The organism is Solirubrum puertoriconensis, from assembly GCF_001483135.1.
Classification (GTDB): Bacteria; Bacteroidota; Bacteroidia; order Cytophagales; family Hymenobacteraceae; genus Solirubrum; species Solirubrum puertoriconensis.
This window is the reverse complement of record NZ_LNAL01000006.1, coordinates 391753-404691: the sequence shown is the minus strand read 5'-3', so window position 1 is coordinate 404691 and position 12939 is coordinate 391753. Positions and strand designations below refer to the sequence as shown.

Genomic DNA, 12939 nt, shown 5'->3' with positions numbered 1-12939 from the left:
TCCAGGAGCTTGCAGCTGGAGTGTAAAAGCCCCAATTCTATTATTAAAACAATTGATTATCAAGCAAATATATTCAATGCAACATAAGTAACAGCATTTGAAACATTGGTATTAACGCTTACGGAGCTTAGGCCTGCACATTTGTGCCGTCGAAAGCAAACGGCCTGCTCACCACGCAAATGGGCTCTTTGCTATCGATACAGCTGCCGCTACCCTGGCACTGGCTCCGTTACATCTATCATCCTTTTCTCACCGTTATGCTTGCTTTGCAGAGGTTGTTGGCAGCTGATATAGTGTTGCGCTTTAGCAGCCGCCTTGGAAGTTGGTTAGGCGACTTTGACGAAGTGGGAATCTCGCCTTGGGGTTCGCACGAACACCGCGGCAGCACCGAACAGCTCGATCGGAAGATGGCCATCATGTGCTACCTCTCGGTGTTTGGCTGGTTGGTAGCCTACCGCGCTTCGCGCCACGAGCGTGGGCCCTTGGCCACCTTCCACCTGCGGCAGATGACGCTGCTCCTCCTGCTCAGCCTAGGTATTTTGGTAGCCCAAATAGCACTGCTGCCCTTTTTTGGCTGGAGTAGCTTGGTGGTGGCCGGCGGCGGACTCGCGCTTACCCTGCTTATGCGCATGCTCGGGGTTATGGCTGCCATGAGCGGCCTGCAGGAACCACTACCCCTTATCGGCCGCTTTGCCTACCGCTTGCTTCCCAACTTTTAATCGGTAGCACCTAGGGCACCACCGCCTCACATAAACTGGTGCCTCAATTACCTGCCTACCAGGCAAGGTTTATTGCTGAATTACTGATTGTGCCCTGCACCTAGGCCTTTGGCTTACGTGCGGGGCACTTGTGCTTACATCTGTTCGGGGCCTGGGTATAGGCGGTTACCGATGTGCTCACATCATCATGCTATTGCCGCTGGGTAGGCTCGCAGGGTAGCTTTGTCCCAGACGGTTGGCCCACATGGCCGCCGCATTCAGGGCTCGTTTCTCACACCGTTCTAACCCATACAACTCTATGAAAACGCTTGGCATTTCTACTCTTATTGCTGTATCGGCACTGGTAACTAACACCGCCGTTGGCCAAACACGCCCTGCTAGCAAACCAGCTTCAGCCACGGCTAGCAAAGCTGTAGCGGCCAAGCCGGCTGCCGCTACCAAGGCCACACCCGCCGCGGCTAAACCTGCCGCTAAGCCCGCCGCTGTTGCCCCCGCTGCCGAGCCGGCGGTGCAAGCTGCTCCCGAAGCCACTGCCAAGTCCGCTACTATCACCAAAGCCCAAGGTGCTGCCGCGCATGAGTTTGGCAAAGGCAGCATGGCCGCCAACCTAGGCGTTGGCTTTGGTTTGGGCTATGGTTATTCGCTGTTCACGGGTGTGCGCTCCACCCCAGCCCTGAGCCTCTCGGTTGAGCGCGGCATCATCGACAACCTAGGGCCGGGCGTGATTGGCGTAGGCGGCATGATTGGCTACAAAGCCTATTCTTGGAAATCGGGCGACTACAAAGGCTCGTGGAAGAACTTCCTGGTGTCGGCCCGCGGTGCTTACCACTACAACGTGTTCGATATACCAAAGCTAGACACCTACGCAGGCATCAGCCTTGGCGTGCGCGTCGAGTCATATTCAGACAATTACCTCGACCGCGAATACACCCGCGAATACGGCGGTAGCTACGTGACTTCGGGCTTCTTCCTGGGCGGCCGTTACATGTTCAACGACAACCTAGGGGCCTTCGGCGAAGCCGGCTACGACATGTCATACCTCAAGTTGGGACTGACGGCCAGATTCTGATCTGGCCCCACTCCCGCCCTCTCCACCCACCTCCTCTTCAGCCATGAATGCCCTGCGCACCCTTGCCAGCAGCGCCTTGCTGCTCGCGCTGCTTATGAGCTGCGGCCAAACGCATCGTACCCCCGATCCGCTCGCAGCAGTGACTACCACCGAGGAGGCAACCGAACAGCTGGAGCAGCACTTGGTTGATGCCGAGCTGCGGTACCAAGAGCGTGCTTCGCGAGGCGATACCCTCTCGTTGCATTACAAGGAGCTGCAGCTGTTTTTGCCGGGCGAGGTGGCCGGGTTTGTGCGCGAGGGCGAACCGCAGGGCGAATCGGTGAACATGGGCAGCGTAAGCTACTCCACCTGCGAGCAGCGCTACCGCAGGGGCAACCAGCACCTAAAGGTGCAACTCGTCGACTACAACGGAGCCAATGCCCTTTACGCAGGCGCAACCGCCCTTATGGGCCTTGGCTCGCAGGAAAACGACGAGCAACTAATGCAAAGCTGCGACCTAGGCATGCCCGGTGTGCGCGGGTACGAAACCCTTCAGAAGAAGGAACACCACGCCACGGTAGCCTTGGGTGTTGGCGACCGGTTTTTTGTCTCCGTCGAGTCGACGCAGCAACAGGACACTAGGCTGGTAAAGGAAATCGCGCGGCAGCTCAACCTCACTCGCTTAGCTGAGCTGTAGCAATTGGCCAAACGCTGCGCCCCTTAGGGCAACCCCCATTCCCTCACTTCACACCGCAACTACGCGTCATGAAAACGTTTCTACTTATCCTGAGTGCGCTGCTGCTGTACCCAGCGCTGTCGCAAGCCCAATACGGCATTCTGGAGCGGGCCGTGCAGCGCGCTGCCGAGCGCAAGGTCGAAGCGGCCGTGGAGCGCAAAATCACCGAGCGCACCGGCGACTACTACACCCAGCTGCTCGAAAACGGCCGCATCGTATCGCATACCATCCAATTTGAGGAAGGTTCGGCCACGCTGCTGCCCGATTCGCAGCCCTTCGTGAAAGGCTTGGCGGATATGCTCCGGCGCGATGCAACCGTGCGCGTGCGCATCGAGGCTCATACGTTGCTCGCCGGGGATGCCGCAGCCAACCAGAAGCTCTCGCAGCGCCGCGCCGATGCCGTACGTGCGGCCTTGGTGGCCCTTGGTATCGATGGCAGCCGCTTGGCCGCCAAAGGCCTAGGTGCCTCGCAGCCGCTCTACACCGAACCCGACGACGAGTACGCCCCGCTCAATCAACGTTTGGAGCTCGTGAAGCTGTAATCTTTTGCCGCCATGCACAGCGTTGTACTTCGCCGATGCGCAGGCTTGCTACTTGCCGTACTGCTCGGCCTTACCCTAACCGTCACCTAGGGTAAGCCCATATTCTCTCCACTAATCTCTCAACGCAAGTTTCACTAGTTGCTCCACTGCAACACTCAGCAATTCTTCTGCGACTCAGAGGCGAACGGTGGCTCTGAAACGACACGAAGAAGCAAAAAGCCCCGGAGCGCTGCGCCGGGGCTTTTTCTTTACTAGGTGCTGCTTGTTATCTGAAAAACAAGAAGCCTTTCTTGTTGTGCTTGTGCTTTAGCGGCTTGCCTTTGGGGTCGATGCCGGGCGCCGGGCGGGATTGCCCGCGCTTCTGAGGGCGCACGCCCACGCGTTTGTCCTTGAACTTGCGTACCGTAAAGGCCCCAGAAGACCGATCGTACTGCCGCGCCGATGACGAACCGCGCGTAAGGCTGCTGTTGCCCACGCCCGAGCGCGCTTCCAGCACTTCCATTTGCTGATCGCGCTTTACATCGCCGGCGTTCATGCTCATGCGTTGCTGCATGCGCGCGATATCCTGGTTCGAGGCTTTGCGCTTTTTAGGAGTCTCGCGGCGAGGCCCGCTGCCCGTGAATGGGGTAGCCGTTTGCGCCTGCGCGGTAGCGGTGGCAAGCATACCAGCAGCTAAAAGGGCAGCGGCGGCAATGTACTTTTTCATGTCAGCAGAAACGAGGAGTTGGCGGCTACGCCGGGCCAACGGGCACCTAGGCAAGTTAGTTCAAAATGGCCGAAGCCAGCGCGGTCGAGCTCAATAAACGCTTGCCCAAGCGTAGCCGATGTACGTAACGCTACTTTGTCAAAAACAATGCCTCAACTCCTTGCTATGCAAAAAGCCGGTGCCGGGCTGCCCATCGGCAGTTTTCCGGCACCGGCTAAGCAAGTGCACCAAGGCTAAGCCCTGCAGACGTTAGGCGCGGGCCCGCAGCGCGTCGCGGATTTCGGCCAGCAGAATTGCTTCTTTCGTGGGGGTCGGCTCCGAAACAACGGCTACCGGAGCAGGCTTTTTGAAGCGGTTGGCCAGCTTCACTACCCAGAAAATAACGAAGGCGATTACCAGGAAGTAAATTACGGCGTTGATAAAGTTGCCGTAGTTGAGGGTAGCAGCTTTAGCTGCCTGCGCGGCCTCAAGGGTTTCGTAAGTGTTGCCGTCGAGAGCTACAAACAACTGTTTGAAGTCGATACCACGCGTGAACAAGCTCAGCACCGGCATCAAAATATCATCCGTAAGCGACGCCACGATTTTGCCGAACGAAGCGCCAATGATTACACCTATGGCGAGGTCGAGTACATTGCCCTTCGAGATGAACTCTTTGAATTCGGAAACGAAGCCCATAATAATGTGGAGTGGAAGTGGTTGAAATGGTTGCGGTTACACTCAAGTATAGAAGGAATATAATTATCCCCTACTTGCCTGCACTTAGCCGATTGTTGTGGTTGGCTTAGCGAGTAGCACAAAGGTGCTTGGTGCATTTAAGGCATTGTCGAAATATTGTCAGACGGAATAATTCTCTTTCCGAACTCAACCAATGCCTTGCCCGAGGCCCCAAAGCCGAGGTGCGCATTGTCTCTATCTTTGCCGGCAAGCTTCGCAAACCACCCTATTTCCATCATGCTTCCAGAACTCGAAAACCTCGCACTCGACCGCACCGACGACGGCATTCTGACCATCACGCTTAACCGCCCCAGCAAGCTGAATGCGCTGAACGCAGCTACCATCGAGGAGATTGGCCAAGCCATTCAGTTTGCGCTCGACGAGCCTTCTGTACGAGGCGTTATCCTTACCGGCGCCGGCGAAAAGGCATTTGTAGCCGGGGCTGATATTGCCGAGCTCTCGGCCCTAAGCGAGCCGCTGGCCCGCCGCACGGCCGAGCGTGGGCAAGAGGTGTTCTGCACCATCGAGGAAAGCAACAAGCCGGTAATTGCGGCCGTCAACGGCTTTGCCCTAGGTGGTGGCTGCGAGCTGGCCATGGCTTGCCACATTCGGGTAGCCTCTGACAATGCCCGCTTCGGCCAACCCGAAGTAAACCTAGGTCTGATTCCGGGCTACGGCGGCACGCAGCGCCTTACCCAACTGGTAGGCAAAGCCAAGGCATTGGAGCTGATGATGACCGCCGACCTGGTGAAAGCCGACGAGGCCCTGCGCCTGGGACTGGTAAACCACGTGGTACCGCAGGCCGAGTTGCTGGATTTCTGCCGTCAGTTGTTGGGCCGTATTCTTACCAAAGCGCCGCTAGCGGTGGGCCAGGTAATCGACTGCGTGAATGCCTATTTTGAGCCCGAGCGCCACGGCTACCAAACCGAGGTAAATGCTTTTGCCCGCTGCTTTGCTTCCGAAGATTTTAAGGAAGGCACGCAAGCATTCCTAGAGAAGCGCCCGGCGGCGTTCCGCGGCGAGTAAGCCTTTCAACTACTACCTTATCTAAGTATCGAACCCGCAGCCGCCCAGCGGCCCAACCAGTTTCGGCTGCGGGTTCGATACGAACTATTTACTTGCTTAAGTGAGCGGACTAGCAAAACGGCTGGCCAGCCAAACTGCCATCTACGGAGTGAGCAGCATTGTGGGGCGGGTGCTCAGCTACTTGCTGGTGCCCGTGTACACGGCCCGCTTTGCGGCTGCCGAGTATGGCATTGTAACCGGGCTGTACGCCTACGTATCGTTTCTGAACGTGGTGTTCACCTACGGCATGGAAACCGCGTTTTTCCGTTTTGCCAACCGCCCCGATACCGACCGTCAGGAACTATACAACCGGGTACTCACGCTGTTGTGGCTGAGTAGCATTGTACTCACTGCGGTAGTAGCGCTGCTGGCTCGGCCCCTCATGAGCCTGCTCGATTTGCCGCCCGGCCAAGAGCGCTACGCCATCTGGATTGCGCTTATTCTGGGCCTCGATGCCGTAGCGGCTATTCCGTTTGCGCGGCTCCGGCTCGAAAACAAGGCCAGGAAATTTGCCTCAATCCGGTTGGCCAACATCTTAATCTACGTTGGTCTCAACCTGTTTTTCATCGTCTTCTGCCCCGATGTGGTGGCCGGTGAATACCTGAGTGGCATGCGCCCCGTGGTAGAACTGCTTTACGACCCGACAGTTGGCGTTGGGTACGTGTTTCTATCAAACCTAGCGGCCAGTGCCTTCACGCTGGTGCTCCTAGGCAAGGAACTGCTCAGTTTTCGCCCACGCTTCAGCCTTGAGCCACTGCGCCCGCTGCTTCGCTACGCCTACCCCATCATGCTGATGGGCCTGGCCGGCATGGTAAACGAAACCCTCGACCGCATTTTGCTGCCGAAGTGGTTGCCCGAAGGCTTTTACCCCGGCAAATCCAACCTGGCGGCTGTTGGTATTTACGGTGCTTGTTACAAGCTCAGTATTCTAATGAGCCTAGTGATTCAGGCGTTTCGCTACGCAGCCGAGCCGTTTTTCTTCGCCCAAAGCTCCGATAAAAACTCGCCCCGCACCTTTGCCTTGGTGCTGAAGTGGTTCACGCTGTGCTGCGCGGTCATCTTCGTAGCCGTGAGTGTCAACGTCGATTTGGTGGGCAGCTTGTTCTTGCGCCGCCCCGAGTACCTCGAGGGCTTGCCCGTGGTGCCGGTGCTGCTGATGGCCAACTTGTTTCTGGGTGTCTACTACAACTTGTCGGTGTGGTTTAAGCTGACGGACCGTACCTACTTCGGCACCTATATCAGCTTTGCGGGCGCAGCCCTAACCATTACGCTCAACTTCCTGCTGATTCCGGTGCTCGGCTATATGGGTTCGGCCATAGCCACGCTGGCCTGTTACTTCATGATGGCAGCCGTGTGCTGGTGGTTGGGCAACCGCTATTTTCCGGTACCTTACCCGATAGGCCGCCTTGCAGCTTGGCTGCTAGCAGCTGTAGCGGTGGTGGCGTTTAGCTGGGCTATTCCGGTATCCAACCAGTGGCTCGGGTATGCATTGCATATCGCTATTACGCTGGCTTTTGTAGCGGCGCTGTGGCTGGTAGAGCGGCCTGCACAAGCGCTTCGCTCGCAGCCGGCTTAACGTTTCCTTTTTTCTATTTGCTTCTTCCCCGACAATGCAAGTTGCCGTAATTAACCGTTCGCACCACCCGCTGCCTGCCTACCAAACCGAGCACGCGGCCGGCCTCGATGTACGGGCCAACCTTAATGAGCCGGTTACCCTGGGTCCGCTGCAACGGGCGCTTATCCCCACGGGTCTGTACCTCGAGATTCCGGCTGGGTTTGAAGCACAAGTGCGCCCCCGCAGCGGTTTGGCGTACAAGCACGGCATTGGCTTGGTAAACAGCCCCGGCACTATCGATGCCGATTACCGCGGCGAAGTGAAGGTGCTACTGGTAAACCTGTCGAACGAAGAGTTTGTGGTAAACGATGGCGAACGAATTGCCCAGCTGGTATTTGCACGCTACGAAGCCATCGAGTGGCAAGAGGTAGCTGAGCTAAGCGAAACCGTGCGCGGCGCGGGCGGCTACGGCAGCACGGGTACGAAATAGGCCCGAAGTTTCGTTGGGTATGATGCAGAAAATATTCGCCCAACGCTAGATATTACTTTGCCAAGAGCGAATTTTACACAGCGTTTCGTAGCAACTTACGTACACGCCCTCTGAACTAAATTTTGACAACGCCCCCCTTATGAAAATCATCGTCCCGATGGCCGGCATGGGCAAGCGCATGCGCCCGCACACGCTCACCGTTCCCAAGCCGTTGATTCCTATTGCTGGTAAGCCTATCGTTCAGCGCCTCGTCGAGGATATTGCCAAGGTAGTAGGCCAACCGGTATCGGAGGTTGCGTTTATCGTGGGTCGTTTCGGCGAAGAAGTCGAGAAGAGCTTATTGCAGATTGCCGAATCGGTAGGTGCGCAAGGCTCTATTCATCACCAGGACGAACCCCTAGGTACGGCCCACGCTATCCTGTGCGCCCAATCGGCCCTCACCGGCCCCGTGGTTGTAGCTTTTGCCGATACCCTGTTCAAAGCTGACTTTACGCTTAATACCTCGGCCGACGGCACTATTTGGGTGCAGAGCGTGGAAGACCCCCGCGCATTTGGCGTAGTAAAACTCAACGAGCAAGGTCAGATTACGGAGCTGATCGAGAAGCCCCAAGAATTTGTTTCCGACCTGGCTATCATCGGTATTTACTATTTCCGCGACGGCGAGTACCTGAAGCGCGAGCTGCAGTACCTGCTCGACAACGACATCAAGGACAAAGGCGAGTACCAACTCACCAATGCCCTCGAGAACATGAAAAACCAAGGCGCGGTGTTCATCCCCGGCCGCGTTACGGAGTGGCTCGACTGCGGCAACAAGGATGCTACCGTGTACACCAACCAGCGCTACCTCGAGTACCTGCAGGAAGCCGGCGAAGACACCGTGGCCAAATCCGCTAAGCTCACCAACACCGTACTCATTCCGCCGGTGTATATCGGCGAGAACGTGGTGCTCGAGCACAGCATCATCGGTCCGCACGTATCGGTAGGCGATGGTTCGACGGTGCGCCACTCGGTAGTGGTAAACAGCATCGTGCAGAAGTCGGCTGCCGTGCAAAATGCCAACATTACCAACTCCATGATCGGCAGCTTTGCCACGCTTACCGGCACCCCCGCCGACCTCAGCGTAGGCGATTATAACGCCTTGAAACTGTAGAGACAGCCGGGTGGTTTCGGGGTAAATGCCGTATCTTTTCCTAGGTTCGGCTTGGCCCGAAACCACCTGTTTTTACGTTTTCAGCTGCCGCTACCTTTTGCCATGATTCGCCCTGCATCCCTCCTGCTTCTTGTGTTAGGCCTGTTTTTGGCCGAGCCCGGCTATGCCCAGCAGAAGCGCGCTGCGGACAAGACGGGCACCGAAAAGCCGCGCAAGCTTACGCGCCGCGAGAAAAAGGAAATGCAGCGCCAAGCAGCCCTCGAAGCGGCCAAAGCCCAGCAGCAAAGCCAGCTTACCGAGAAAGACCGCGAAATGAGCGCGGCCTACTTTGTGGATGGCGTGAAGTACATGCTGCTAGAGGATTACCCCAAAGCTCAGGAGCGGCTGCTGAAGGCGTACCAAATTGACCCCAACAACGCCGCCATCAACTACAAGATTGCCGAGAACAATTTGCTCATTGGCAACCTAAAGGATGCGGCCAACTTTGCGCAGGCTGCCTTGCGCCTCGACGCCAAGAACCCGTACTATTACCTCATTCTGGCGCAGATTTACGCCACCCAGAAGCAGTACGATCAGGCCGCACAGGTATACACCCGCCTAATTCAAGACGTGCCCGAGTCGAAGACTTACCTTTTCAACCTCGCTGACTTGTACCTGGCGCAGGGCAAGCTCAACGAGGCCCTGAGCACCTTCGATCAGGCCGAAAAGGAATTTGGTACGCTCGATGAGGTTTCGTTTAAAAAGCAGCAAATCTACCTCAAGCAAAACAACCTCGACAAGGCCCTGAAAGAAGGCGAAGCCCTGATTTCGGCCAACCCCGAGGATATCCGCTTTGTTCTGGCGCAAGCCGAAATGTACGCGGCCAACAACCGCTTGCCCGATGCTATTCGGGTAGCAAACCAAGCCCTGCGCAAGGATCCCGACAACCCGCAGGCACACATGATTCTGGCCGATGCGTACCGGCAGCAAGGCAACCAGGCCGAATCGGAAAAGCAGATCAAACAGGCCTTCCAGAGCTCAGCCCTAGGTATTGATCAGAAAGTGCGCATTTTGGTTGACTACCTGAAGCAGTTGCCTAACCCGGCTGTGCAGCAAACCGCGCTCGAGTTGGCCGACATCACCACGCGTGTGCATCCCAAAGAGGCCAAAGCGTATTCGGTAGCCGGCGATGTACAGCTGCTGTCGGAGAAGAAAGCGCTGGCTCGCGACAACTACCTGCGGGCCTTGCGCCTCGACAACTCGCACTTCAAAATCTGGCAACAGGTGGTGCTGATTGACGCCGAGCTGACGCAGACCGACTCGCTGCTGCGCCACACCAACCAAGCCCTGGAGCTGTTCCCGAACCAAGCGGTGTTTTGGTTTTACAACGGCGTGGGGCACATGTTTGCCAAGCAGCCGCAAAAAGCCGTGAAGGCGCTGGAGCAAGGCAAAAAGCTGACAGCAGATAACCCCGAGTTGGCCGCGCAGTTTGACACGCAGCTGGGCGACGCTTACCACGAGCTGAAGGAATACGACAAGTCGGATGCGGCCTACGAGGCGGCGCTTACCTTCGATGCCAACAACGCGCAGGCCCTGAACAACTACAGCTACTACTTGTCGTTGCGCGGCAAGGATTTGCCTAAGGCCAAGGAGCTTGCGGGTAAACTGGTTAAGCTATTTCCTGAAAACGACACTTACCTCGACACCTACGCTTGGGTGTTGTACAAATCGAAAGACTATGCCGGAGCACGCCAGTACCTCGAAAAAGCCATCAAGACGTCAAAAGATGGCACTGTATTGGAGCACTACGGCGATGTGCTGTATCAACTAGGCGATACGGCAGCGGCTGTGGAGCGGTGGCAGCAGGCTAAAAAGGCCGGTGGCACCTCCGCCCTCATCGACCGCAAGATCAAAGACCGAAAACTATATGAATAGAAGCTGGCCGCTACTGCTGGCTTTGGCCGGAAGCCTTGCCCTAGGTGCTTGTCAGCGCCGCGCCATTCCTACCAAATCAACCACCGCTACCCGCCCGCCGGCGCCCGAAGTGCGTGCCCGCAACCTCGAGTTTACCTACTTAGCGGCTAAAGGCAAAGCGCAGATTAATGCTAACGGCGAGCAGTACACGGCCAACCTGAACGTGCGCATGCGCAAGGACAGCGTTATCTGGGTTTCGGCTTCGCTTTTAGGTATTGAGGGCATTAGGGCCCGGATTACGCCCGATTCGGTGCAGGTAATTAACAAGCTGGAGAAAACCTACTACGCTGGCAACTTCGATTACCTGAGCCGCCAGTTTAACGTACCCGTAACGTTTGCGCAGTTGCAAGCCTTGCTGGCCGGCGACTACCTGCCCGCAGCCACCGAAACGCAACTTACGGCTGCCGAAGAGGGCCCCGTACAAAAAGTGAGTTACAAGCAGGCTGGCTTGCTGGTAGAGCAGTTGATTGAGCTAAACCGCGCTCGTTTGCAAAAGCTTACGGTAGAAGATAGCGGGACCCAAAGCTCTTTGAACGTAACTTACGCCGATTTTCAGCCGCTCGAGCCGGGTGGGCAGCTGTTTGCGCGCGGTGTGATGCTGCAGGCACAGCAGCCAGGCCGCCCAGCCGCCACCGTGATGATCAGCTACCGCAACGTGGACCTCGACAAAGAGCAGCTTTCCTTCCCCTTCTCCGTACCGGCCGAGTATGGGCGTAAAAACCGTAAGTAGCCGCTGGCAGACCTGGTTGCTTGGCGGCGTGCTACTACTTGCCCTTACTGCAGCCCCTGCCCAGCAGCGCCGCCCCTCGCGCCGCGAACCCGCGAAAACCAAAGCACAACTGGAACGCGAGCGGCGCAACAATTTGCGGCGCATACAGGAAGCCAGCCGCATTCTGGAGCAAACCAAGCAACAGAAGCAAAGCACCCTAGGTCAGCTGAATGCCCTGAAGGAGAAGATTACCGTGCAGCAGCAAGTAATTAAATCGACCTCCTCGGAGCTACGCTACATTAACACGGGCGTACAGAAAACCACTACCAACGTACAGCTCACCAAAGCCGAGCTTGATCGGCTGAAGGCCGAGTATGCCCAATTGATTTACGCGTCGGCCAAAACGGCCAACTCGTATAACCGCATCATGTTCCTGTTCGCCTCCGACTCGTTCAACGAGTTCATGCGGCGCCTACGCTATGTGCGGCAATATTCGGAGGCTCGCCGGCAGCAGGTGAGCGGCATCTTGCGCACGCAGCAAGAACTCAGCCAGCAGCTTACCAACCTTACGGAACAGCGTCAGCAAAAAAGCTCGTTGCTGAGCAATCAGCTAAGCGAACGGCGCAGCCTGCAAACCATGAAGGTACAGCAGGACCAAGTGGTGCAGCAGCTTAGCCAAAAAGAGCAGCAACTGCAGAAAGAGTTGGCCCAGCGTCAGCAAGCGGTTCGCAAACTCGATAACCTGATAGCCCAGCGCGTGCGCGAAGAAATTGCCCGCGCTGCCCGTGCCGCCGCTGCTCGTGCTGCTGCCAAAGCTGCCGCAGCCAAAGCCGCCGCCGAACGCGCCGAGCGTTCCGACGCTACCGCCGCTGAACGTACCACCGCTCGCCGGGAGGCGGCCGAGGCGGCCGAAGCAGCCGATGCAGCGGCCAACACCTCTACTAGCCGCGTAACGCTAACGCCCGAAACGGCCGAGTTGTCGTCGTCGTTTGCCGAAAACCGGGGGCGTTTGCTGTGGCCGGTAGCGCGTGGGTTTATTTCCCAGCCGTTTGGCCGTCATCCGCACCCGGTGCTGAAGAATGTTACCGTCGACAACCGTGGAGTTGATATTCAGACAAGCGCTGGCGAACCGGTGCGCGCCATCTTCGATGGCAAGGTGCTGACCGTAGCAAATATTGCCGGCATGAACAACGTAGTGATGGTACAGCACGGCGAGTACTTCACGGTGTATGCCAAGCTGCGCTCGGTAAACGTTGCAGAAGGCCAACAAGTAAAAATGCGTCAACCGATAGGCACGGTATCAACCAACGCCGAAGGCACCACTGAGCTGCAGTTTCAGGTTTGGAAGAACAGCACCAACCTGAACCCCGAACAGTGGATCGGTCGCAAATAATGTCGATACACCGTTGACTACAATTTACCGGTAGCCAGAAATAAAAAAACACCGTACAGCGTACGGTGCCTTTCTGAGCTATGAAAACAAACTTAGCTATCAGTTAATCCCTCCTTGGCAAGTTCGAAAGCTCGTCGCCAAAAGATTAATCCCCCGATA

The 12939-nt window shown here is 56.9% G+C and carries 13 protein-coding genes; 11 read left to right on the top strand and 2 right to left on the bottom strand.

Annotated features, from left to right (window positions below; genetic code table 11):
* The first annotated feature begins 257 nt into the window (after positions 1-257).
* From ASU33_RS06575 to ASU33_RS06560, 4 genes are all read left to right on the top strand, one after another.
* Complete coding sequence (locus tag ASU33_RS06575; RefSeq protein WP_059069464.1) at positions 258-719, top strand: hypothetical protein; 462 nt, start codon at positions 258-260, stop codon at positions 717-719.
* Between the two features lie 298 nt (positions 720-1017).
* Entirely contained in the window at positions 1018-1788 is a 771-nt protein-coding gene (locus tag ASU33_RS21635; RefSeq protein ID WP_059069461.1) for a hypothetical protein, read from the top strand.
* A 43-nt stretch (positions 1789-1831) separates the two neighbouring features.
* The gene (locus ASU33_RS06565) at positions 1832-2464 is read left to right on the top strand and encodes a hypothetical protein (RefSeq protein ID WP_059069459.1); all 633 of its coding nucleotides are present in this window, start codon (positions 1832-1834) and stop codon (positions 2462-2464) included.
* 68 nt (positions 2465-2532) lie between these two features.
* Positions 2533-3045 (top strand): OmpA family protein, encoded by a 513-nt coding sequence (locus tag ASU33_RS06560; RefSeq protein ID WP_059069457.1) that lies wholly within the window; start codon positions 2533-2535, stop codon positions 3043-3045.
* Between the two features lie 265 nt (positions 3046-3310).
* Here the strand turns inward: ASU33_RS06560 and ASU33_RS06555 are convergent, their stop codons facing one another.
* Both ASU33_RS06555 and mscL read right to left on the bottom strand, forming a co-directional pair.
* A complete protein-coding gene (locus ASU33_RS06555; protein WP_059069455.1) occupies positions 3311-3751 on the bottom strand; it encodes a hypothetical protein in 441 nt (146 codons plus the stop codon).
* A gap of 249 nt (positions 3752-4000) precedes the next feature.
* Positions 4001-4426: a large conductance mechanosensitive channel protein MscL gene (gene mscL / locus ASU33_RS06550; RefSeq protein ID WP_059069453.1), complete on the bottom strand. Its 426-nt coding sequence runs from the start codon at positions 4424-4426 to the stop codon at positions 4001-4003.
* Between the two features lie 276 nt (positions 4427-4702).
* Between mscL and ASU33_RS06545 the strand changes: the two genes are divergently transcribed.
* From ASU33_RS06545 to ASU33_RS06515, 7 genes are all read left to right on the top strand, one after another.
* The gene (locus tag ASU33_RS06545) at positions 4703-5491 is read left to right on the top strand and encodes an enoyl-CoA hydratase/isomerase family protein (protein ID WP_059069452.1); all 789 of its coding nucleotides are present in this window, start codon (positions 4703-4705) and stop codon (positions 5489-5491) included.
* Between the two features lie 100 nt (positions 5492-5591).
* Entirely contained in the window at positions 5592-7106 is a 1515-nt protein-coding gene (locus ASU33_RS06540) for a lipopolysaccharide biosynthesis protein (protein WP_059069449.1), read from the top strand.
* Positions 7107-7140: 34 nt separating this feature from the next.
* Positions 7141-7575, top strand: coding sequence for a dUTP diphosphatase (dut, locus tag ASU33_RS06535; protein ID WP_059069447.1), 435 nt, complete (start codon positions 7141-7143; stop codon positions 7573-7575).
* 139 nt (positions 7576-7714) lie between these two features.
* Positions 7715-8725 (top strand): sugar nucleotidyltransferase, encoded by a 1011-nt coding sequence (locus ASU33_RS06530; RefSeq protein WP_059069445.1) that lies wholly within the window; start codon positions 7715-7717, stop codon positions 8723-8725.
* Positions 8726-8827: 102 nt separating this feature from the next.
* Positions 8828-10639, top strand: a complete 1812-nt coding sequence (locus tag ASU33_RS06525; RefSeq protein WP_078063036.1) for a tetratricopeptide repeat protein — start codon at positions 8828-8830, stop codon at positions 10637-10639.
* Entirely contained in the window at positions 10632-11408 is a 777-nt protein-coding gene (lolB1, locus tag ASU33_RS06520; protein WP_078062931.1) for a lipoprotein insertase outer membrane protein LolB1, read from the top strand. The genes ASU33_RS06525 and lolB1 overlap by 8 nt, the downstream gene beginning before the upstream one ends.
* Entirely contained in the window at positions 11386-12780 is a 1395-nt protein-coding gene (locus tag ASU33_RS06515; RefSeq protein WP_173664831.1) for a murein hydrolase activator EnvC family protein, read from the top strand. The genes lolB1 and ASU33_RS06515 overlap by 23 nt, the downstream gene beginning before the upstream one ends.
* Positions 12781-12939 lie beyond the last annotated feature (159 nt).